Below are 23497 nucleotides of genomic sequence, written 5' to 3'. Positions count from 1 at the left end.
GTATGTTTACAGGGTAATTTGCAAATAAAACTGTAGGGAATAGGGTACAACAGTTTACAGCCAAAGACTAAGCGCTGGCTATAACCAATTGTGCAGTAAAAGGGCTTTTACTGCTATGTAGAAAATCAAATTAAGTAAATCTCGTATAGAGTATGGATGTCCTTAGACAACAAGGGCGGCCTGTAGGCCTCGAAAGGAACTATATTTTTATCTAGCCCTTCAAAAAGGTTAATGTAGGAGTAAATAAATGTTTTTAAGAATACTAATTGGTCAGCTTCTAAAACCGTAGTTGATTTTTTGAAGCTGTCATTAGCTTCTTTAAGTATAGTCTGATTGTCGCAACAATCCTTTTCTTGTAATGATGTACATTTTTTAAAAGGATTATTTTCCTTTTGAACCTTGTCCTTGCAAGCTTCAGCTCTGCTGAAGAATGCCATATCCACTAACTTATTACAGCAAAAATGCATATTTACTGTAAAGGAAGAGGTTGATAGCAAAATAAATGCTGCCAAAAAGAAAGACAATATTTTTGTAAAAAATGTTTTCACTAGGTAAAGTTAAGAAATTTTGTTTAACATTTAAGTAAAATAAGTTTTGCTTTCAATACGCTCATTATTAATATTTTATGAATGTTAAACAAATTTCCATTCATACAAATATAAATCTAAAGATTAAACAGAATAATGACTTTTGTCATATTTCAGTAAAATACAGATTGATATGTTTGTAGAATTAAATACTTAGTTATGAAGAAGATACTGATTGCGATACTGGCAATTACAATTGTACAGTCAATATTTTCTCAAGAGAGAATATCTGAACTTTCTTTTGAATATGAAGCGTCTTCTAGAGGGTTCTATCAAAGAATTAAAGTTGAAAAAGGTATACTTTTTTTTCAGGAGAACAGAAATAAAAGTAAAGATGTTACTGTTGAAATAGATGAAAAGCAATGGGAAAAATTAGTTGGATTGGTTAAAAAAGTAGAGCTTGAAAGTCTTTCCTTATTTAAGGCTCCATCTAAGAGAAGGGAAATTGATGGTGCTGCCATTGCAAAATTGAAAGTGATTAAAAACGAGAATGAATTCACGTCTACTAACTTTGACCACGGCAACCCGCCATTGGAGATTAAAAACCTTGTAAATTATATTATTTCATTAAGTCAATCAGGTAAAAAGGATTGATATTTTACTCAAAAAAATAATCTCAATTTATGTTAAACAAAATTAAAATGTTGAAATTTTTGTAGCTTTGCAGAACCAATGAAGAAGGTTTTTTATAAAATAGTATCCTTTTGTATGGCACTTTTAGTGTTCCTATCTACATTGTCTTTCACAATTGAAAGTCATTATTGTGGGGATGTTTTAGTGGATACTTCAATGTTCGATGCTGTAGATACCTGTGGTATGGAAACCCAACAAAAAACTGATTCTTCGGAATGCAGTTTGGCTAAAAAAGACTGTTGCAGTAACGAGCAATTAGTTGTAGATGGTCAAGATAACTTAAAACTTTCTTTTGATAAATTAAATAAAGAGCAACAGAAATTAGTTGCTACATTTATTTACACTTATATAAATCTGTTTGCAGAACAACAAACAGAAAAAACTACTTTCACGGATTATTCTCCGCCTCCCTTGGTCAGGGATGTTCAAGTTTTAGACCAAACTTTCCTTATTTGATTTTTAAGTAATTAGTACTGTAGTCCAACATTAAATTGTATGGACTAAACTGCTTGGTTTTTGTTTTAGACAACAAAATTATAATTACTTAAAAACTCATTTATATGCTAAATAAAAGCATCAAATTTTTAATAGAAAATAAACTAGTAGCGGTTCTGTTACTAGCCTTATTCGTGGCTTGGGGTATTGTAAATGCACCTTTTGAATGGAATACTGGTTCCTTACCACGTAATCCTGTAGCGGTGGATGCCATTCCCGATATTGGCGAAAACCAACAAATTGTATTTACGAAATGGGATGGACGTTCGCCACAAGATATTGAAGACCAAATAACCTATCCGCTTACCACTTCACTTCTTGGTATTCCTGGGGTAAAGACCATACGGAGTTCTTCGATGTTCGGTTTTTCCAGTATTTATATCATTTTTGAAGAAGACATAGAATTTTATTGGAGTCGAAGCCGTATTCTCGAAAAATTAAATTCGTTGCCCGCTGGATTATTACCCGACGGAGTGAATCCCGCACTGGGTCCGGATGCTACAGGTCTAGGGCAAATTTATTGGTACACATTAGAGGGTCGTGATGAAAATGGAAATGTAACAGGCGGTTGGGACTTACAAGAATTAAGAAGTATCCAGGACTTTTATGTGAAATATGCACTGTCCTCAGCAAGCGGTGTTTCAGAAGTAGCCTCTATTGGTGGTTACGTTTTAGAATACCAAGTGGATGTCAACCCAGAGTTGATGAAGCAGTATAAAATTGACTTAAATCAAGTCGTTAAAGCTGTTAAGCAAAGTAACCAAGACGTAGGTGCGCAAACATTAGAAATAAACCAAGCTGAATATCTAATCCGGGGTTTAGGATATGTTAAGTCTATTTCAGACCTAGAGAATGCAGTAGTTACTTCAGAAGATTTTACCTCTATACGCTTAAAGGATATTGCCAATGTCTCTCACGGACCTGCAACAAGAAGAGGGCTTTTAGATAAAGAAGGTGCTGAAGTTGTAGGTGGTGTTGTAGTAGCCCGCTACGGCGCTAACCCTATGGCGGTTATTAATAATGTTAAGGAGAAAATAAATGAACTAAGTTCAGGCTTACCTTCTAAAACTCTGAGCGATGGAAGGACATCGCAGTTGACCATTGTTCCTTTTTATGATAGAACCGAACTCATACAGGAAACATTAGGAACACTTGATGAAGCATTGACTCTAGAAATTTTGATAACCATTTTCGTAATTATCATTATGGTATTCAACCTCAGAGCTTCTGTATTGATTTCAGGACTATTACCTGTGGCGGTATTGATGGTTTTTATATCAATGAAGTTGTTTAATGTAGATGCCAATATTGTCGCCTTATCTGGTATTGCCATCGCCATTGGTACAATGGTAGATGTGGGAGTTATTCTATCTGAAAATGTACTGCGTCATATAGATGAAAATGACCAGAACCTACCAATGAATACAGTTGTATATAATGCCACAGCCGAGGTCTCTGGCGCTATTCTAACTGCTGTTATGACCACAATAATAAGTTTTATTCCTGTATTCACTATGATAGGAGCTGAAGGTAAGTTATTTAGACCTTTGGCCTTCACAAAAACAGCGGCACTCACAGCATCTCTTATAGTGGCATTATTTCTTATACCACCTTTTGCAGCCTATTTTTTCAGAAAGCGTAATGTAAAAATTTCTTTTAGATACATTCTCAATATTGCTTTAGTAATAATTGGTCTGTTAGCAGTAATTTTTGGACATACCCTTGGGCTTATACTGGTTGCATATGGTATCGTTGGTTTACTGTCTATTAAAGAAAAAATATCGGCAGATAGAGCTAATATCATCAACATATTTATTTCAGCCTTTGCCATTGTATTCTTGTTGGCGGAATATTGGAGACCATTGGGTGTAGATAGAAGCATTTTCTGGAACTTAATATTTGTAGGCCTGATATGCTTTGGCCTGTTGGGTATATTTACGCTATTTAGGAGCTATTATGTGCGCATATTAAATTGGGCGTTACGCAATAAACTCTTGTTTCTAGCCATACCCACTGCTATTGTCATCTTCGGTGTTATGATAATGCGGAATACGGGTAAGGAATTTATGCCATCACTTAATGAAGGTTCTTTCCTCTTAATGCCAACTTCTATGCCTCACGCTGGGGTTGAGGAGAACAAGCGTGTTTTACAACAATTGGATATGGCCGTTGCTAGCATCCCAGAGATTGAAACGGTGGTTGGTAAATCAGGACGCACAGAATCGGCTTTAGACCCAGCACCGTTGTCAATGTATGAAAATGTAATTCAGTACAAGTCTGAATACATTTTAAATGATAAAAGAGAAAGACAACGATTTAAAGTTAATGAAGATGGTCTCTTTATGTTAAAGGATGGTAGCTTGGTTACAAATCCAAATGTTGAATTGGAAGTAGACGAAGGCAAGTATGATGCCACCTTATTAAAAGACCCTTTTAACATTACTGATAGACAACTTATACCAGACGACGATGGTGAGTATTATAGAAACTGGCGACCAGAAATTGAATCGCCAGATGATATTTGGAAAGAGATTGTAAAGGTAACTAAACTTCCCGGAGTTACTTCAGCACCTAAATTACAACCTATTGAAACCCGATTGGTAATGCTTCAAACGGGTATGCGAGCACCAATGGGTATCAAAGTGAAAGGGCAAGATTTAAATGAGATAGAAGCCTTTGGAGTGCAATTGGAGGATATATTAAAACAAGCCGACGGTGTTAAGGATGAAGCCGTTTTTGCAGACCGAATAGTTGGTAAACCTTACCTTTTATTGGATATCGATAGAGACAAGCTTGCTCGTTATGGTATTTCCATACAGCAGGTACAGCAAGTGATACAAGTGTCTATAGGTGGTATGGTGCTTACACAAACTGTTGAAGGCAGGGAGCGATATGGAATACGCGTACGTTATCCAAGAGAGCTACGTGCAAATCCAAATGATTTAAAAGATATTTATGTTCCGGTAGAAAAGGGCAACCCAGTACCCATAAGTGAATTGGTTACCATTCGTTATGAGCAAGGACCACAAATCATAAAAAGTGAGGATACTTTTTTAGTAGGTTACGTGCTCTTTGATAAGTTGGATGGTTATGCCGAGGTAGATGTGGTAGAAAACGCCCAAGCACTCATACAAGAGAAGATTGATAATGGACAGCTTGTTGTGCCAAAAGGAATTAACTATCAATTTACAGGAACCTATGAGAACCAATTAAGGGCCGAAAAAACACTTGGTGTAGTTGTGCCACTCGCATTGCTAATTATATTTCTCATTCTTTATTTCCAGTTCCGTTCTGTTGCAACATCCCTTATGGTTTTTACAGGTATTGCCGTGGCTTTTGCAGGAGGCTTTCTAATGATTTGGTTTTATGGACAGGATTGGTTTTTGAACTTTAGCTTCTTTGGTGAAAACCTACGAGACCTGTTCCAAATGCACACTATAAACTTGAGTGTTGCCGTTTGGGTTGGTTTTATTGCCCTATTCGGTATTGCAACTGATGATGGTGTGGTTATGGCAACTTATTTGACCCAAACCTTTGATAGAAATACCCCAGAAACAAAACAGGAAATTAGGGCATCTGTAGTTGAAGCTGGAGAAAAGCGTATCCGTCCGTGTTTAATGACAACTGCAACAACTATTCTCGCTTTGTTACCTGTATTGACATCAACAGGTCGTGGGAGTGATATAATGATTCCGATGGCAATCCCTTCATTTGGCGGAATGCTTATAGCACTTGTAACGCTATTTGTTGTGCCAGTTTTATTCAGTTGGAAGCAGGAATTTCAATTAAAACGAGCTACAAAATGAGATATATAATTTTAATAATATTTGTTTTTTTCGCTTTCGCGGAAGTAAATGCACAAGATTTAGCATCCTATATTCAGGAAGCTGAAAAGAATAATCCAGAAATTCAAGCTTTTGAATTGCGCTACAACATAGCGGAAGAAAAGGTAAATGAAGCAGATTGGTTACCAAATACAGAGATTGGCGTAGGCTACTTTGTGAGCGAACCAGAAACCCGAACAGGGGCGCAACGTGCACGTTTTTCAGTAAAGCAAATGTTGCCTTGGTTTGGAACCATATCAGCAAGGGAAAACTATACTTCATCAATGGCCGAAGCCCAATTTGTTGATATAGCGATTGCAAAAAGAAAACTTTCGTTATCAGTATCCCAATCCTATTATAAACTCTATGCCATAAGTGCAAAACAGGGTATTCTGGATGAGAATATAGAACTTCTGGAAACCTATGAACGCCTTGCATTAACCTCTGTAGAAGTGGGAAAGGCATCAGCGGTTGATGTACTTCGCCTTCAGATAAGACAGAACGAGTTGATTCAGCAGAAAGAAGTGCTGGAACAAGATTATTTGGCGGAGCAAGCGCTCTTTAATAATCTTTTGAATCGTGATGAAAATATTGCCGTAGAGGTCGTAAAGCAGATGATAATTCCCGAAGAAGATGTGTTTATTTTGACTGACAATCTACAGCTTAACCCAGAACTTATTAAATACGATAAATTATATGAATCTATCGAAGAAGCCGAATTATTAAACCAAAAAGAGAGTGCGCCCAATATCGGTTTTGGTTTGGACTATGTGCCTGTATCAGAACGTCCAGATATGAATTTTTCCGATAATGGTAAAGACATTGTGATGCCTATGGTTTCTATTTCAATTCCCATTTTCAATAATAAATATAAGTCAGTGACAAAGCAAAATGAATTGAAACAATTGGAAATAAAATCACAGAAAGAAGAGAGGCTCAATAACCTTGAAACACGTCTTGCACAAGCTATTTATAATAGAAATACAATGAGAATTAAGTTTAATGTACAAACAGACAATTTAAAGCAGGCGAATGACGCCGAAGAAATTCTCATTAAGAATTACGAAACCGGAACTATAGATTTTAACGATGTGCTCGATGTACAAGAATTGCAGTTAAGGTTTCAAATCAATTTAATCGAATCTAATAGAGGGTATTATACAGAATATGCCATCATAAATTATTTGACAAAATGAAAACAATAAAAATTATTACGCTATTACTTTTCACAACTTCAATTTTTGCCCAAGTAGGCACAAACGGAAATGATAGAAAGGAAGATGGGCGACCTGTTAAGGAGTATAACCTTACCATTGAGGAAAACGAAATGACACTTGGAGGTGTTACTGCCAATGCAATGACCATCAATGGAGGTATCCCTGGGCCTGTTTTGGAATTTAATGAAGGAGACCTTGCTATAATCAACGTAACCAATAAAATGGATGAAGAAACTTCAGTGCATTGGCACGGATTGATACTTCCCAATTTTTACGACGGGGTTCCATATTTAACTACCCCACCGATTGAGCCAGGAACAACCTTCCAATACAGGATTCCAATCAACCAATCGGGAACATATTGGTACCATTCCCACACAATGCTACAAGAACAAAAAGGTGTTTATGGGTCTATTATCATTCATCCAAAAGAGAAAACCTTGGAATATGATAAAGATTTAGTCGTGGTATTATCAGATTGGACCAATGAAAAACCAATGAATGTATTACGAAACCTTAAAAGAGGTAACGAGTGGTATCAAGTTAAAAAAGGCACAGCAGTGCCATTAAGTAGGGTCATTTCAGAAGGTGCCTTTGGTGCTCAACTTAAATTTTGGAGAGACCGTATGGAAGGGGCTGATATTGCAGACATTTATTATCCCGCATTTTTGTCCAACGGTAAAAAACTGGCAGAGTATCCAGAATTTACGGCTGGCGAAAAAGTAAGGCTTCGCTTCATTAACGCATCGGCTTCTACCTATTATTGGATGGACTTTGGCGGAGGTAACCCAATGTTGGTTTCCAGTGATGGTGTTGACGTGCAACCCGTTTCCAAAAGCAGATTTCTCTTTGGCATAGCCGAAACGTATGATGTAATTGTAACTATTCCAGAAGGAACTATTGAAATTACCGCAACCGCTCAAGATGGTTCAGGTCATACCTCTATACAGTTAGGTAATGGCACTCTTTACCCAGCCAAAAGAATTGATAGACCTGATAAGGTAGCGATGATGAAGCAAATGGCTAAAATGGATATGAAAATGGGAGCACCTGCAATGGTTGGAAACAAGAAGAAGAATACACCCGAAGTTTTAATGCAGAAGTACGGAATGAAGATGAATATGAAGGACGGCGAGATGAAAATGGGGAACGATAAGATGTCGATGAAAGATGGCAAAATGAATGACCAAATGGATATGAAGATGGATGATACAATGGGAATGAAAAAAGACTCGATGTCAATGAGCCATAATGGAGCATCAAATAAAATGGAAGGTCATATGCACAATATGCCAATGATGCAGAAGGATTCTACTTCTTTTGATTATGAGGAGCGAAAGACATACTTCAACTATGATTTTTTAGAGGCAAAAGAAAAAACTGAATTTAAGGCAGATTTACCAGTAAATGAAGTGTTGCTTAACCTAACAGGTAATATGAATCGCTATGTATGGAGTATGAATGGGGTTCCATTATCAGAAACCGATAAGATAAATATAAAAGGAGGCGAGGTAACCAGAATTACATTAAATAACCTGACTATGATGCACCATCCAATGCACTTGCACGGTCATTACTTCAGGGTCATCAATGAAAAAGGAGAACGTTCCCCATTAAAGCATACCGTGAACGTACCACCAATGCAGAAAGTTATTATTGAATTTTATAACGAAGAGTATGGCGATTGGTTCTTTCATTGTCACGTATTGTACCATATGATGGGTGGTATGGCAAGAGTGTTTAGTTACGATACCCCAAGGGATGATAGAATGAAAGATTATCCAGTTCAGAAACTTATCGATGAGACAGACCATTATTATTCGTGGGGATTGGCTCGTGCAGGTTCAAATTTTAATGAACTCTTTTTAACGTCGAGCAATATCCGAAATGAATTTGGTTTGAGAACAGAGTTCGATTACGACCAAAATCTTGAAGCCGAAATAAGTTATAATAGGTATCTGAACGATTGGGTACGTGTTTATGCAGGAGTAAATACCGAAACGTCAACACCAGATTCTTACGATACATTTAATACCGTAGGATTGGTTGGTGTAAAGTATTTTACGCCTTATAGATTTAATGTAGATGTGAGTATGGACCATCAGCTACGCCCAAGAATACGTTTGGACAGAGAATTATTGATTTTTCCAAGAATTTTTTTGGAAGGCGAATACGAATACAGAGCAGATTTTGGATGGGTCAATGATTTAGAGAATAATAAATCATTTGAAAGCGAAACACAATGGTTGGTAGGGGTTGCATACATTCTTTCGCGCAATTTTTCAATCCAAGCTAACTACAATAACCGATATGGATTGGGTGGTGGACTATTAGCAAGATTTTAAACAACTAAAAATTAAAAAGATGAACTATTATTTTAATAAAACAATCAATGGAACCTTCGAAGAGGTCATCGAGAAAGTGACACAAGGATTAAAGGAAGAAGGTTTTGGAATCCTTACAGAAATTGATGTAACAGAAACACTAAAGAAAAAACTGGATATAGACTTTAAAAAGTATAGGATACTCGGAGCTTGTAATCCGCCCTATGCACATAAAGCTTTGCAAGCAGAAGATAAAATTGGAACGATGTTGCCCTGCAATGTCATAGTACAGGAAATCGAAGCAGGTATCATTGAAGTTGCGGCCGTAAACCCAATGGCATCAATGCAAGCTGTAAAAAATGAAAAATTGAATGAGGTAGCCAGCGAAATAACTGCAATGTTGGAAAACGTCATTGAAAAATTATAAGACACTATAAAAAGGCAGTAATAATAATTAATAAACACAAACTTAAATTAAAACAAAATGAGCAAATTAAAATCAACATTAGGTATAGTTGCGATAGCATTCATAACCTTAACAGTAATGTCTTGTAAAGACAACAGCAAAGAACAAAATAGCACGGATGGAGACCATTCACAAATGAACCACGATAACAGTGATGGTCATCACGACGGCGAAAAGAAGGAAATGGCAATGAGTGGAGATAGTAATGCGCAAGCGGTATTAAATGACTATTTCAACTTAAAGAATGCGTTGGTGGGAGATGATAATGGCAAAGCCAAAGAACTTGGGGCAACCCTCGCAACATCCTTAGGAAATTTTGACGCCTCACAATATACCGATACCCAGCAATCGGAATTAAAGGATATTGTTGAGGATGCAGTTGAACACGCAGAACACATTTCAGAAAGTGATATAGCACACCAGCGCGAACATTTTAAAGTTTTAAGTAAAGATGTAATAGATATGGTAGCTATAACAGGAGCAGAGATGAAGCTTTACGAGCAGTTTTGCCCTATGTATGATGGCGGTACGGCGTGGTTAAGTACTAAAGAGGAAGTGCGTAATCCCTACTACGGTAGCAAAATGTTAACCTGTGGCAAAGTGCAGCGAGAAATCAACTAAATGAAAATAGTAAAAATCATAGCGATTGTTTTATTGGTGGTGTTTGTAGGTATTCAATTTATACCATCATCTCGTAACCAAAGTGATTCTGTACCCGAAACTGATTTTATGTTGGTTAATGATGTTCCAGAGAACATTCAAAACAAGTTACAGGTATCCTGCTATGATTGTCACAGTAATAATACGCAATACCCGTGGTATAACAAAGTTCAGCCTGTTGCTTGGTTTTTGGAAGACCATATTAAAGAAGGCAAGGCCGAACTGAATTTCAACGAATGGGATTCACTATCAACCCGAAGAAAGACCAGTAAGTTAAGGTCTATCATCAAACAGATTGAAAATGGCGAAATGCCTTTAGATTCTTATACGTTCATTCATAGAGACGCAAGGTTTTCAGAAGCAGAGGCAGAAGAAATAATCAATTGGGTAACACAATTAAAAGACAGCTTATAAATAATTAAAAAATAAAAAGATGAAAAAGTTAAAAATGAGTATAGCCACTATGTTGTTGTTGGTAGTTTCTTTTACCAATGCACAGGAAAAGGAAAAAATGAAGATGGACCATAAAATGGACCACGGTAAAATGATGAATATGAACAGTGATCCAAAAGCAGAAGCAATTTTAAATGATTACTTCAGTCTAAAAGATGCCTTGGTGGCAGACGATAGCAAAAAGGCAGCCCAAGAAGGCACAAAATTGGTAGCTTCTCTTAAAGCCTTTGATACCAGTAGCTATACCAAAGAACACCAAGAAGAATTGGCCGATATTATTGAAGATGCTACCGAGCACGCAGAACATATTTCTGAAAGTGCCATAGACCACCAACGCGAGCATTTTAAAACGTTAAGTAAGGATATTACTGATATGGTAGCTATTACGGGTACAAAAAGCACGTTATACGAGCAATTTTGCCCAATGTATGATAAAGGTAGTGCTTGGTTAAGTACAAGTAACGAAGTTAGGAACCCGTATTACGGAAGCAAAATGCTTAAATGTGGAAAAGTTCAAAAAACTATTCAATAGATAGCCTTTTGTATAAAAATATTTTCAATGTTCTGGTTTATTAGTTAACAGAAGGTTGTAAAATGATAAAGATATCCGAATAGTTTTTAAGTCCTGTCCTGGGAAGGAAAACAATGTTGATGGTTAGTGTTAGTTCCTTCCCTAGTCAGGCACAATTAATTTTGAAAAGAAAAGTTGATTTGGTTAATAGCAGCCTGCACAAGGGAGAGAGAATATATCCCTAAAATAATAACATCTCTCTTCCTATGTCAGGCAATTAAAAATTTATGATGAAGAGAAGTTTAGTGAAGAGTACTTGATTGTGAGGGGTAAACATTTGGTTGGTTTATTGGTTAATAAAGGTTGCCTCTCATTTTCAAGTATTATTTAAAGGATTTTGCATATAAAAAAGGAAGATATAACAATGAAAGAGTGTTGCAAAGACGGGTGTCAAAATACAACTGAAAAGTCTGTAGTTAGAAAATGGTTCAATTACATAATATATACCATACTAATCTTAATAGTTGGTGGTGCTTTGGCGCTTCAATTATTTAGTTAAGGAAATAAATTGAAAATGACTAAAGTGAACACAATAGAAAAATCTGAAAGAATTGGCTTTTACAAGCAACTGTTTAAAAAGGTATTGCTTACTGCAAGTATAGTGATTGCTCTATCGTTAAGTTATATACTATGGGTAGGTGTAGATTCCGCCAGCCAATTTCTACCCTTTATAATTGTTGGTTTGGCTTTGGTCAAAACCATTTTTATCGTAAGGCTCACTTTTATACAGTTAAGTAAAATAATAGGCGAAAGTCATCAGCTAACCCACGTTCTTACTTTATTTGGAGTATTGATTATTTTGATTGTCCTTTCGTTTTCAGCAGATTATCACGCTTTATATACTTTGAACCCTGAAAATTTTAAATCGAGTACAGCGCTCAATGGCTCATTTTCATTACAGTTTTTTGAGTTTTTATATTTCAGCTTAATTACTTTTTCATCGGTTGGCTTCGGAGATATTGTACCATTGAATATTGCAGGTAAACTATTGGTAATGATGGAAGTTTTCTTGAGCTTTTTGGTATTGGTATTTGGTATTGCAAACATTAATAGAATTCACGTTAACAAATAACCCCTTTAAAAATATAAATATGAAAGTACTTAAAATTATTACACTCATAACTGTTCTCATTTCAACAGTCAGCATTACCAATGCACAGAATGATAAAGATTCTAAAGATAAAGAAGATGTTATCGCAGTAATGAAAGCTTACAAAGATGCACTACAAAACTTAACGACCGAGGGGACATTTGAACTATTTACAGAAGATTCAAAAGTATTTGAATCTGGTGGTGTAGAAGGCTCGTATGCGCACTATATAGAACACCATTTGGGGCCTGAGTTGGGGCATTTCAAAAAATTTGAATTTTCAGATTATGAAATTGATGCGGAAGTAGATTTGCCTTATGCATTTACTACTGAAACCTACATCTACACTATCGTGCTCAATCCAGATGAAAAAGGCGAAAGTAGAACGATAAAGAAAAAAGGAGTAGCGACGTCTATCTTAAAAAAGATGGATGGTAAATGGAAGATTATTAAAACACATTCTTCGTCAAGAAATGTAAAATAAAATTTAAACTGTGAGCGAATTCTTAAAACAATGGGGCGAAGCGGCCTATACGACCACCGGATTTTTCTGGATGGCGCTTTGGGCATTCATCTTGGGATACATCATCAGTAGTATGATACAGATTTTTGTGACTGAAAAAAGGATGCAAAAAACAATGAACGAGAGTGAAGGTAAAAGTGTACTCTTAGGCACGTTTTTCGGTTTTATAAGCAGCTCGTGTAGTTTTTCGGCTTTAGCGGGCACAAAATCTATCTTTAAAAAAGGTGCAAGCTTTGTGTCTTCCATTGCTTTTCTTCTTGCATCGACCAATCTCGTAATTGAGCTTGGAATCATCATTTCCATATTTTTGGGATGGCAGTTTGTAGTCGGCGAATATGTAGGTGGAATCCTTTTAATTCTTATTTCGTGGATTTTGATACGAATAATCAATCCTAAAAAGCTCATAGAAAAAGCGCGCAAGAATTTAGAGAACGAAGATGACGATTCAATGGATGATTCCAAAGATTGGAAAAAACAAATCAAGAAAGAAGATAGTTGGGCAAGGGTTGCCAAAAAATATAAGATGGAATGGCAGATGGTATGGAAGGACGTTACCGTTGGCTTTACCATTGCAGGTATCGTCGCAGCCTTCGTTCCCGATTCTTTCTTCCAGACACTATTTATCAATAGTGGTCAAGGCAATACAGACTTTACCTTTCTTGAAATATTGGAACATATCGTTGTAGGACCTATTGCCGCATTTTTAACTTTTATTGGCTCAATGGGTAATATTCCGTTGGCGGCATTGCTTTTTGGAAAGGGCGTGAGTTTTGCAGGGGTTATGGCTTTTATTTTTAGTGATTTGGTAGTCTTTCCTGTACTTCGTATTAACGCCAAGTATTATGGGTGGAAAATGTCGCTGTTCATTTTATTCTTACTGTTTACGGCATTAATAGGAACAGCTTTGGCTCTGCATTACTCTTTCGATTTGTTGGGTATGTTGCCTGACACATCACAAGTTAAAATACAGGACAAAGAGCATTTCAAAATTGACTATACCTTCTATTTGAATATGGCTTTTCTCGCAATTTCAGGATATCTCATATACTTAGGGTTTTTCAAGAGAAAGGATGTAAAGCACTCAATGAGCGAAATGGCACCGAAAAGTCCATTGCTTGAAAGTGTTTTAAAATATGCGGCCTATATCTGTTATATATGGTTGGCAGGTGGACTGATTGTAAAATTTTTCGTGAATTAAAATATAGATAAAGAATAAAGTAAAAACAATAATGGTCAACAGAAAAACAGCAAAATGGATTAGAAAAGCACACCGTTACTTGGGTATCTTCTTAGGTATCCAGTTTTTGATGTGGACGATTAGCGGGATGTATTTCAGTTGGACAGATATAGATGAAATTCACGGCGACCAGTTTAAAAAAGTAGCACCTAAACAGAAGTCTTTTAACGATTTACTCGGTACATCTCAACTCGATACAGAGCAACCAATCCAAACTTTAGAACTATTGGAAATTGCAAACGAACCTTACTATTGGATTAATGAAACACAACTTATTAATGCCAGAACAGGACATAAGAAAAATGGGGTTTCTGAAGAAGAGGCGCAAGAAGTTGCAAATAGGTATATGCTAACCGATTTAAAAATAGCTGAAATTCAACGGGTCGATACGGTAGGGCAGCATCACGAATATCGTGGTCGTCCACTTCCGGCGTATGAAATTTCGTATGAAACACCTCAAAATTTAAAGGCCTACGTGGCCATTGAAAATGGCGCATTTCAAACGGTAAGACACAGGGATTGGCGTTGGTTCGATTTCCTTTGGATGACACACACTATGGATTATCAAGGTAGAGACAATTTTAACACATTAGTATTGCGAGGGTTTTCACTATTAGGGTTGATTACTGTATTAAGTGGTTTTTTACTTTGGTACACGTCATCCCCAACCATTAGAAAAATAATTAAAAAGAAACGAAAATAAGTAACACTAAAATCAATATATAATGAAAATTCAAATCAAAATTCAAAAAAAAACAATTACACAAAATTTGTAGGTATGCTGGCGGCATCATTTGTGGCAATGTACATTACAATGTACCTAAACTCTTATCAATTAGATCACGTCTATTTTAGCCTTACTCGTTTTTATATGAGTTGCTTGGGTATTGCTGCTATGGCCATTATAATGTTTGTGGCGATGCGTAATATGTACCAAAACAAAAAGAAGAATATCGCCATTGTTTTGGGTAGCATTGTGCTATTTGTTGGTGCATTAGGATTGGTACGCGATCAGAAGTCAACGGTAGGAGACATATTGTGGATGAAAGCAATGATACCTCACCACTCTATTGCGATTTTAACAAGTGAGCGTGCTGATATCCAAGATCCAGAAGTTAAAAAGTTAGCTGAAGATATTATCAAGGCACAAGAAAAGGAAATTGCAGAAATGAAAGCAATGATAAAACGATTGGAAAATAACAAATAAATAAAATTAAAATGAATAAAAACATCATTTATATAAGTGTTGCCTTGATTGTTGGCCTGTTAGGCGGCTTTCTACTATTCGGTGGAGGTTCTGCGGACAAGGCAACAAATAATGCGAAAGACACCCACGACCATTCAGAAGAAATTGCTTCTAATCAAATGTGGACGTGTTCTATGCATCCACAGATTATGCAACCAGAACCTGGGGATTGTCCCATTTGTGGAATGGATTTAATTCCAGCCGAATCTGGTGCAGATGGTCTTAATGCCAATGAAATAAAAATGACCGATAACGCAATGGCACTGGCCAATATCCAAACATCACTTGTAGGAAAAGGACAAATGGGAAATAATTCCCTTAAATTATCTGGTAAGATAAAAGCTAATGAAGAGTCAAATGCAGTACAGGTTACATATTTTGGAGGAAGAATAGAAAAACTGTACGTTAATTCTACAGGAGAACGTGTTGGAGCAGGACAACGCTTGGCAACTATTTATTCGCCAGAATTGGTTGCTGCACAGCAAGAACTGCTTACCGCTTCATCATTAAAAGAATCGCAACCAGAATTGTATAAGGCTGTTAGGAACAAACTTAAACTTTGGAAACTTTCCGAAAAGCAAATCAACGCCATAGAAACTGCTGGGAAAGTGCAAGAAAACTTTCCGGTTTTTGCAACCGTTTCAGGAACGGTAACAATGAAAATGGTAGAAGAAGGGGATTATTTAAAGCAAGGACAACCCTTATATAAAATTGCGAATCTCAATACAGTATGGGCAGAATTTGATGCTTATGAAAATCAAATTGCATCCCTAAAAGAAGGGCAAACTATTAAAGTGACCACAAATGCTTATCGCAATGAGGTTTTTGATGCAAAAGTCTCATTCATCGACCCCTTATTAAATTCTGCAACTAGAACGGTGGTTGTAAGAGCGGTCTTGCAAAATAAGAAAGACCTCTTTAAACCGGGAATGTTTGTGGAAGGTATAATTGAGGGTACGCAAACAAGCACCGAGAATACCGTTTCCGTACCGTCAACCGCTGTTATGTGGACGGGAGAACGCTCTGTAGTCTATGTCAAAACAAACCCTAATGAAGCTATTTTTGAAATGAGGGAAGTTTTATTGGGCAATGCCAATGGCGATAGTTATACCATTCTTGAAGGTTTAAAGAATGGAGATGAAGTCGTAACTAACGGAACGTTTACCGTAGATGCCGCTGCACAATTACAGGGAAAAAAAAGTATGATGAATGCATCTGGTGGTAAAACAATGACAGGCCACGAAGGGCATTTGGGAATGCAAGAAGATAATTCTGGAGAAAATACAAATGAAGCCAACCATTCTCAAATGAAAGAAAGGATTGAAGTTTCAAACAAATTTCAGAATCAGTTAAAACAGGTTTTTGATGATTATATCCTTTTAAAAGATGCTTTGGTAAATGATGATGCCAAGGGCGCTCAACAGGCAGGAAAACAAATAAACCAATCTTTGAAAAAAGTGGATATGAAATTATTATCTGATGAAAAAGCACATAACCATTGGATGACCATTCAAAAAGAACTAAAGACCTCGGCTAATACTATTGAGAACAATTCAGATATAGCAACACAAAGAGCACATTTTAAACATCTTTCTGCGCATATGATAAGTAGCGTGCAACTTTTTGGTGTTAACGAAAATGTATATATCCAGTTTTGTCCAATGGCCGATAACAATAAGGGAGCTTATTGGATTAGTTTGGAAAAAGAGGTGCGAAACCCATATTATGGAGAGGCTATGTTAACCTGTGGCGAAGTAAATGCAACTTTACAATAAAGCGAATTATGGATTAATCAAGTAATCTGAATAAGACCATAAATTAATTTTGGTTTTATCACGGCGAACGATAATGAGTGAAAGTAGAAGAAATAGAAGAAAAAATGACAGAAAGAAACATCAGCCTAAAAGTGATATTTCAAGAAAAGATAAAATTATCGCTTTAGTTGTGATAGTATTGATTTTTGTAGTTGCTGCAATAGCTGCTGTTTATTATTCTCTATACAAATCTGGATTAAAATTATTTTGAAACAAGTACTATATGAATGAGATTATCCATATTAAAAATATGGTCTGCCCAAGATGTATCTCGGCGGTATCTAATATTTTGGAACAACTTGAAATACTGTATGTTTCTATAAAACTGGGGGAGGTTAAATTAGTTTCTTCATTAAGTGTCCAGACCAAAAATGGTCTTTCCAAAGCGCTTCAAAATTCAGGTTTTAGTTTGATTGACGACCGTAAAAGTCAACTTATTGAACAACTGAAAACATTGGTTGTAGATAAAATCCATCATTCTTCCGAGGAGCTCGATTTCAAATGGGCAGATATTGTTACAGGCGAACTTAACTTGGATTATAAATATTTAAGTTCACTTTTTTCGTCGGTAGAAAGTATTACGTTCGAGCAGTACATCATAAACCAGAAAATTGAACGTGTTAAAGAACTTATAGTTTACGATGAATTAACCTTGAGTGAGATAGCTTTTCAACTACATTATAGTAGTGTCGCGTATTTAAGCAATCAGTTTAAAAAGGTTACAGGAATGACACCTACACAGTTTAAAAAAAGCACAAATCAGAATCGCAAATCTTTGGATGAGATTTGATGTTAAACTCTGTTAATCCGAAAATTTTACAAATCATTCGGCATATTCCATAACAAAAAACACTACTTCAAATATTAAATTGTCCTTACTAATGTCTGCTATATTAGTGGACTAATTTTAACAATTTTAATTCTTAAATATTTATGAAAAATTCAAAGTTAATCGAAGCTTTAAATAATTGTGTAACACATTGTAATTATTGTGCAGATGCTTGTCTTGACGAAGGCGACATCAAGATGATGGTAGATTGTATAAGAACTGATAGGGCTTGTGCTGAAATCTGTAGAGCAACAGCAAATTTGCTTGCGTCAAATTATAAAGATGTAAGAAGTATGGTAGAGCAATGCCGTGATATTTGTAAAAAATGTGCTGATGTATGTTCTAAGCACGACCATAAACATTGTCAAGAATGTGCAGACGCCTGTAGAAAATGTGAGAAAGCTTGTGAGGAATATTTAAAATAATACAATTCACTTTTATTAAGCATAATTAGGTGCTGCCACCTCAAATTTCCAAAGACCACAGCTAAAATTGTGGTTTTTTTTATTTTATTGAAAATTGGGTATAACTTACCTTGTTTGGAGTAGAAATTCGATTAGTTTCAATTTAACAACCGTTACCAAGATAATTCTACAAATCATTCAGCTTATAACGCAACATACTAAAGACTTTAAATCCTGAATTTTGTAGTGTATCAATAAGAATGCGATTATGGAGACAATTAACATATTTGAAACTAAAGAAAAGAACCACAAACAGGGTATAAAAGAATCATTCCCTGTTACAGGAATGACCTGCGCATCGTGTGCATCAAGTGTTGAATCTGTATTAAAACACACAGATGGCGTATTTGATGCAAGCGTAAACTTTGCGAGCAGTTCTGTTCTTGTAGATTACGACAAAGAGTTGAGTCCTAATCAATTTCAAAATGCACTTCGCGAAGTGGGTTATGACATTATCATTGATGCGGAGAATCCTTCAGAAGTACAACAAGAACTTCAACAAAAGCATTATAAGGACATAAAAAACCGTACTATCTGGTCGGCTATACTTACGCTCCCCATTTTTGTGTTGGGAATGTTCTATATGCAATGGGAACCAGGGAAGTGGATTTCTTTGGTATTGGCCTTTCCCATTCTTTTTTGGTTCGGGCGTAGCTTTTTCATCAATGCGTTCAAGCAGGCCAAACACGGTAAAGCTAATATGGATACCTTGGTCGCTTTGAGTACCGGAATCGCCTTCATCTTTAGTGTATTTAACACTTTCTTTCCTGAATTTTGGTTGAGTCGTGGCATCGAGCCTCACGTATATTACGAAGCGGCTACCGTCATTATTACCTTTATTTCCTTGGGGAAACTATTGGAAGAAAAGGCTAAATCAAATACATCTTCGGCCATAAAAAAACTGATGGGCCTTCAGCCTAAAACCCTTAAAATTATTGAGAATGGGGAAGAAAAAGAAATCCCTATTTCATCCGTACAGGTGGGTCAGACCATTTTGGTACGTCCCGGAGAAAAGATTCCCGTAGATGGCGAAGTTTCCAAGGGAAGCTCTTATGTAGATGAAAGTATGATTACGGGAGAACCCGTGCCAGTTCAGAAATCCCAAGGGGAAAAGGTGTTTGCTGGTACGGTTAATCAAAAAGGGAGCTTTCAATTTACCGCTGAAAAAGTAGGTGGGGAAACCCTGCTTTCCCAAATCATTAAAATGGTGCAGCAAGCGCAGGGGAGTAAGGCCCCCGTTCAAAAACTGGTCGATAAGATTGCCGGTATTTTCGTTCCTGTGGTATTGGGTATTTCCATTGTAACCTTCATTGTCTGGATGTCAGTAGGAGGCGATAATGCCTTCTCACAAGCCTTATTGACCTCGGTAGCCGTATTGGTTATCGCTTGTCCCTGTGCCCTGGGCTTGGCAACGCCGACTGCCATAATGGTGGGTATCGGCAAGGGAGCGGAAAATAATATTTTGATAAAAGATGCCGAAAGTCTAGAGCTTGGACATAAAGTGAATGCAGTAATCCTTGATAAAACGGGTACGATTACGGAAGGAAAACCATTGGTAACCGACATTTTTTGGAAGCATAAGCTTGAAAATAAAAATGAATACAAGGAAATTCTTTTGGCTATCGAATCACAATCAGAACATCCTTTGGCAGAAGCGGTAGTCAATCATTTAAAAGAGGAAAATATTGTACAAGCAGAAATTACTTCCTTCGAAAGTATCACGGGAAAAGGTGTAAAGGCCAAATCAGAGAATGGTTCAAAATATTATGTGGGCAACCATAAACTTATGGTCGAAAAGAATATTCAAATCGACGCTTCTTTGATACAAACAGCAGAAAGTCTGGAAGAGAAGGCAAAAACAGTCATATTCTTGGGTAACGAAAATCAAGTGCTTGCGATACTGGCAATTGCGGACAGGATTAAAGAAACTTCAAAAAAAGCCATCGCTACGCTTCAAGAAAGGGGCATCGAGGTCTATATGCTCACGGGAGATAACAATAAAACGGCTTCCGCCGTGGCAAATCAGGTGGGGATTTCAAATTACCAGGGCGAAGTAATGCCTTCGGACAAAGCCGCTTTTGTTGAAAAATTACAGACAGATGGAAAGATAGTCGCAATGGTTGGCGATGGTATCAACGATTCGCACGCTTTGGCGCAAGCCAATGTAAGTATTGCAATGGGTAAAGGTTCGGACATAGCAATGGATGTCGCAAAAATGACCTTGATAACGTCAGATTTGCAATCCATCCCAAAAGCATTGGAACTGTCAAAAAGAACCGTGTTGGGCATACGTCAAAACTTATTTTGGGCATTCATTTATAACATCATCGGTATTCCAATTGCAGCGGGAATTCTGTATCCCGTAAACGGTTTTTTATTGGACCCGATGATTGCAGGCGCAGCAATGGCATTCAGTAGTGTATCTGTTGTTGCAAATAGCTTAAGACTTAAACGAGTAAAACTTTAATAATAAATAAATTCAATACTATGAAAACTTTAAAATTTAAAACAAATATCAATTGTGGTGGGTGTGTATCAAAAGTAACCCCTTTTTTAAACAAACAAGAAGGTGTAGAAAGTTGGGAAGTAGATACCTCTAATCCTGATAAAATCCTAACCATTGAAAGCGATGGTGCAACCGAAGAAGATGTAAAATCGGTTTTGCAAAAAGTGGGATTTAAAGCCGAACCTATAGATTAATACGTTTTTTTAATATGGTTTACATTTTAATTTCGGTTGTGATTGTTCTCTTTGCTGTTCATTTTTATAGAAAAGCGAAACGCCATAGCGTAAAGCCATTTCCAGAGCATTGGCACAAATTACTGATGGATAATGTGCTGTTTTATAGAAACCTTTCAAAAGATAGGCAGCTGATTTTTCAGCAAAAAATGATGCTATTTTTAAGTGAGGTCTATATCGACACTGTGAAGCTTGAATTGGAAGAATTGGACAAGATTTTAATTGCGGCAAGCGCAGTAATCCCTGTTTTTGGCTTCGAAGAATGGCACTACACCAATTTAAGCGGCATCCTTTTATATCCAGATAAATTTAATGAGGATATGCACTCTAGTAGTAAGGATAACGCATGGAATATTGGTGGAATAGTTGGGAATGGAAGGTTCGAGAAACAGATGATACTTCCTTAAAAAGCATTATACCACGGCTTTAAAAATACCAGCGATAAAAGTAATACCGGCATACACGAATTCGTACATCTTATAGATAAGTTGGACGACAGAACAGACGGTGTGCCAGAACAGCTAAGGGAACATCAATATGCAATACCTTGATTAAATTTAATCCATGAAGAGATGAAAGCGATAAATGATAACCATTCTGCTATTAGAAAATATGGAGGAACCAATCAAGCTGAATTCCTGGCCGTTGCTTCAGAGTATTTTTTTGAACGTCCAGACTTCCTAAAAAAGAAACATCCCGAATTATTCAAAATGTGATTAAATGTTTTAATCAAAAAATGACTGATGTTGCCTAAAGATGTGAGGTCTTAAAATGGATTGATAAGAACAGAATGAAGAGGAGCACATTCATTAATTCTATCGTTTTTTGGTACTAGAAGCTTTTCCCAAAATGTTGAGCTCTGAAATTGTCACTGATGAAGTTGGATAAACTTTAAGAGTAAAAGCATATTTAATTCTACAGAAGACCGAGCTGTAAAACGGATTGCTTTTTTCACTAAATTCGCTGCGCTATTCAAAATGGGAAAAAAGATTCAAATAGTGATAATTGTACTTACCCTTGGCATTTTTTTAGTGCCAACGAGCGTATGGGCACATATTGATCTTTCCCACCCATCTGAAAAAATCAGTTGTGCAGATAGTGCAGAACACTCAAAGAGCGATTGTTGCAAGGGTCATAAAAGCCAAGACAAGAAAGAAAAGGATTGCGATGGAACCTGTGGAAGTATTTCCTGCCATTGCCCATCAACCACAATTTTACCAATAAATTATTCTTCAACTTCAGAAGCATCAAATCCTGTTGCTATGGCTGCTTTCAAAAATCTTTGGAACTATGCAAAACAACAGCCAAAACCAGTCTATTTCCAGATTTGGTCCCCGCCAAAATTAAGTTAGTTCATCTACCTTGACAGCCAAAGCTATGTCAGATTGAAAACGAACTTCTTGTTTTCAAAATTAAAACGTATCAAATAATTCAAATCTTTTATAATGAAATCAATATTTAACATATTGATAGTGCTATCGGTGGTGCTATCAACAACTACGGGCTTCGCCCAAATTAAAAACCCAACAAGGGAAACTGTAAAAATTCTCGGTAACTGCGATACGTGTAAATCAGCTATCGAAAATGCGGGAAAGCTTAAAAATGTGGCCAGCGTTACTTGGAACAAGGACAGCAAAATGGCAGAAATAAGCTTCGATTCCGAAAAAACAAATCGGGACGAAATATTAAAACGCATCGCGTTGGCAGGTTATGACAACGACGAATATCTGGCACCGGATGCTGCTTATGCACAACTTGCCGAATATTGCAAGTACGAAAGACAGCAAAAGCAGCCCATAAGGGCTATGGACCATACCAAAATGGAGAAGAAAAAAAATAAACCAATGGAAGAAATGACAATGCCTGAAATGACGGAAACAAATCCAATGGAAGCCGTGTTCAATAATTATTTTGCTATAAAAGATGCCCTGGTAAAAACCAATGCGACGATAGCGAATGGAAAATCTGCGGAATGGTTGACTATATTAAAAAACTTGAAAACAGAAGCGTTGACGGCGGAAGGGCAAACCGCTGTAACCAAGGTAATGCCATCTTTAATGGAAGCCGCAAAAAGCATTGCAGCAACCAAGGATATTGGCAAGCAACGGGAAACATTTAAGGTTCTGTCAAAATATATGCACGATATAATTTCTGTTTACGATACCAATGAGACCCTTTATTACCAATACTGCCCAATGCAGGATGCCAATTGGTTGAGCAAGGACAAGACCGTTAAAAATCCCTATTATGGTTCTCAAATGTTAAGCTGTGGCTCTACCGTGGAAACTATTGACACTAAAAATTGAATTCAATAAAATTTGATTT

At 36.7% G+C, this 23497-nt stretch carries 23 protein-coding genes and 1 pseudogene; 23 read left to right on the top strand and 1 reads right to left on the bottom strand.

Features of this window, described 5'->3' with window-relative positions:
- Positions 1–125: 125 nt before the first annotated feature.
- Positions 126–548, bottom strand: a complete 423-nt coding sequence (locus GRFL_RS14910) for an HYC_CC_PP family protein (RefSeq protein ID WP_139839217.1) — start codon at positions 546–548, stop codon at positions 126–128.
- A gap of 198 nt (positions 549–746) precedes the next feature.
- Between GRFL_RS14910 and GRFL_RS14905 the strand changes: the two genes are divergently transcribed.
- From GRFL_RS14905 to GRFL_RS14805, 23 genes and pseudogenes are all read left to right on the top strand, one after another.
- Positions 747–1181, top strand: coding sequence for a hypothetical protein (locus tag GRFL_RS14905; protein ID WP_009778905.1), 435 nt, complete (start codon positions 747–749; stop codon positions 1179–1181).
- Positions 1182–1259: 78 nt separating this feature from the next.
- Positions 1260–1676, top strand: coding sequence for an HYC_CC_PP family protein (locus GRFL_RS14900; protein ID WP_083645371.1), 417 nt, complete (start codon positions 1260–1262; stop codon positions 1674–1676).
- A gap of 104 nt (positions 1677–1780) precedes the next feature.
- Positions 1781–5521, top strand: coding sequence for an efflux RND transporter permease subunit (locus GRFL_RS14895; RefSeq protein WP_083645370.1), 3741 nt, complete (start codon positions 1781–1783; stop codon positions 5519–5521).
- Complete coding sequence (locus tag GRFL_RS14890; RefSeq protein WP_083646181.1) at positions 5518–6735, top strand: TolC family protein; 1218 nt, start codon at positions 5518–5520, stop codon at positions 6733–6735. Before GRFL_RS14895 ends, GRFL_RS14890 begins: the two co-directional genes overlap by 4 nt.
- Entirely contained in the window at positions 6732–9101 is a 2370-nt protein-coding gene (locus GRFL_RS14885; RefSeq protein ID WP_070237423.1) for a multicopper oxidase domain-containing protein, read from the top strand. The genes GRFL_RS14890 and GRFL_RS14885 overlap by 4 nt, the downstream gene beginning before the upstream one ends.
- A 19-nt stretch (positions 9102–9120) precedes the next feature.
- Entirely contained in the window at positions 9121–9507 is a 387-nt protein-coding gene (locus GRFL_RS14880; RefSeq protein ID WP_008991354.1) for a DUF302 domain-containing protein, read from the top strand.
- 57 nt (positions 9508–9564) lie between these two features.
- On the top strand, positions 9565–10167 hold the full coding sequence (locus GRFL_RS14875; RefSeq protein WP_083645369.1) for a DUF3347 domain-containing protein: 603 nt from the start codon (positions 9565–9567) through the stop codon (positions 10165–10167).
- Positions 10168–10620, top strand: coding sequence for a heme-binding domain-containing protein (locus GRFL_RS14870; protein WP_083645368.1), 453 nt, complete (start codon positions 10168–10170; stop codon positions 10618–10620).
- Between the two features lie 19 nt (positions 10621–10639).
- A complete protein-coding gene (locus GRFL_RS14865; protein ID WP_083645367.1) occupies positions 10640–11191 on the top strand; it encodes a DUF3347 domain-containing protein in 552 nt (183 codons plus the stop codon).
- A 562-nt stretch (positions 11192–11753) separates the two neighbouring features.
- Positions 11754–12302 (top strand): potassium channel family protein, encoded by a 549-nt coding sequence (locus tag GRFL_RS14860; RefSeq protein WP_394330317.1) that lies wholly within the window; start codon positions 11754–11756, stop codon positions 12300–12302.
- A 19-nt stretch (positions 12303–12321) separates the two neighbouring features.
- Positions 12322–12804, top strand: coding sequence for a YybH family protein (locus tag GRFL_RS14855; protein WP_083646179.1), 483 nt, complete (start codon positions 12322–12324; stop codon positions 12802–12804).
- 10 nt (positions 12805–12814) lie between these two features.
- Complete coding sequence (locus tag GRFL_RS14850; protein ID WP_070237428.1) at positions 12815–14041, top strand: permease; 1227 nt, start codon at positions 12815–12817, stop codon at positions 14039–14041.
- Positions 14042–14072: 31 nt separating this feature from the next.
- Positions 14073–14783: a PepSY domain-containing protein gene (locus GRFL_RS14845; protein WP_026754891.1), complete on the top strand. Its 711-nt coding sequence runs from the start codon at positions 14073–14075 to the stop codon at positions 14781–14783.
- A 75-nt stretch (positions 14784–14858) separates the two neighbouring features.
- Positions 14859–15287: a DUF305 domain-containing protein gene (locus tag GRFL_RS14840; protein WP_083645366.1), complete on the top strand. Its 429-nt coding sequence runs from the start codon at positions 14859–14861 to the stop codon at positions 15285–15287.
- Between the two features lie 11 nt (positions 15288–15298).
- Positions 15299–17101: an efflux RND transporter periplasmic adaptor subunit gene (locus GRFL_RS14835; RefSeq protein WP_083645365.1), complete on the top strand. Its 1803-nt coding sequence runs from the start codon at positions 15299–15301 to the stop codon at positions 17099–17101.
- A gap of 73 nt (positions 17102–17174) precedes the next feature.
- Complete coding sequence (locus GRFL_RS18105) at positions 17175–17351, top strand: hypothetical protein (protein ID WP_169833977.1); 177 nt, start codon at positions 17175–17177, stop codon at positions 17349–17351.
- Positions 17352–17363: 12 nt separating this feature from the next.
- Positions 17364–17930: a helix-turn-helix domain-containing protein gene (locus tag GRFL_RS14830; protein ID WP_083645364.1), complete on the top strand. Its 567-nt coding sequence runs from the start codon at positions 17364–17366 to the stop codon at positions 17928–17930.
- 143 nt (positions 17931–18073) lie between these two features.
- A complete protein-coding gene (locus GRFL_RS14825) occupies positions 18074–18394 on the top strand; it encodes a four-helix bundle copper-binding protein (protein WP_083645363.1) in 321 nt (106 codons plus the stop codon).
- 247 nt (positions 18395–18641) lie between these two features.
- On the top strand, positions 18642–20900 hold the full coding sequence (locus GRFL_RS14820; protein ID WP_083645362.1) for a heavy metal translocating P-type ATPase: 2259 nt from the start codon (positions 18642–18644) through the stop codon (positions 20898–20900).
- A gap of 20 nt (positions 20901–20920) precedes the next feature.
- A complete protein-coding gene (locus GRFL_RS14815; protein WP_083645361.1) occupies positions 20921–21133 on the top strand; it encodes a heavy-metal-associated domain-containing protein in 213 nt (70 codons plus the stop codon).
- Between the two features lie 14 nt (positions 21134–21147).
- Positions 21148–21926: pseudogene (locus GRFL_RS14810) on the top strand (M90 family metallopeptidase).
- Between the two features lie 223 nt (positions 21927–22149).
- Entirely contained in the window at positions 22150–22524 is a 375-nt protein-coding gene (locus GRFL_RS18045) for a hypothetical protein (protein ID WP_086047670.1), read from the top strand.
- Between the two features lie 93 nt (positions 22525–22617).
- A complete protein-coding gene (locus tag GRFL_RS14805; RefSeq protein ID WP_083645360.1) occupies positions 22618–23478 on the top strand; it encodes a DUF3347 domain-containing protein in 861 nt (286 codons plus the stop codon).
- Positions 23479–23497 lie beyond the last annotated feature (19 nt).

It is taken from the genome of Christiangramia flava JLT2011, from assembly GCF_001951155.1.
GTDB classification, from domain to species: domain Bacteria; phylum Bacteroidota; class Bacteroidia; order Flavobacteriales; family Flavobacteriaceae; genus Christiangramia; species Christiangramia flava.
This window is presented reverse-complemented; position numbering and strand designations above follow the sequence as displayed.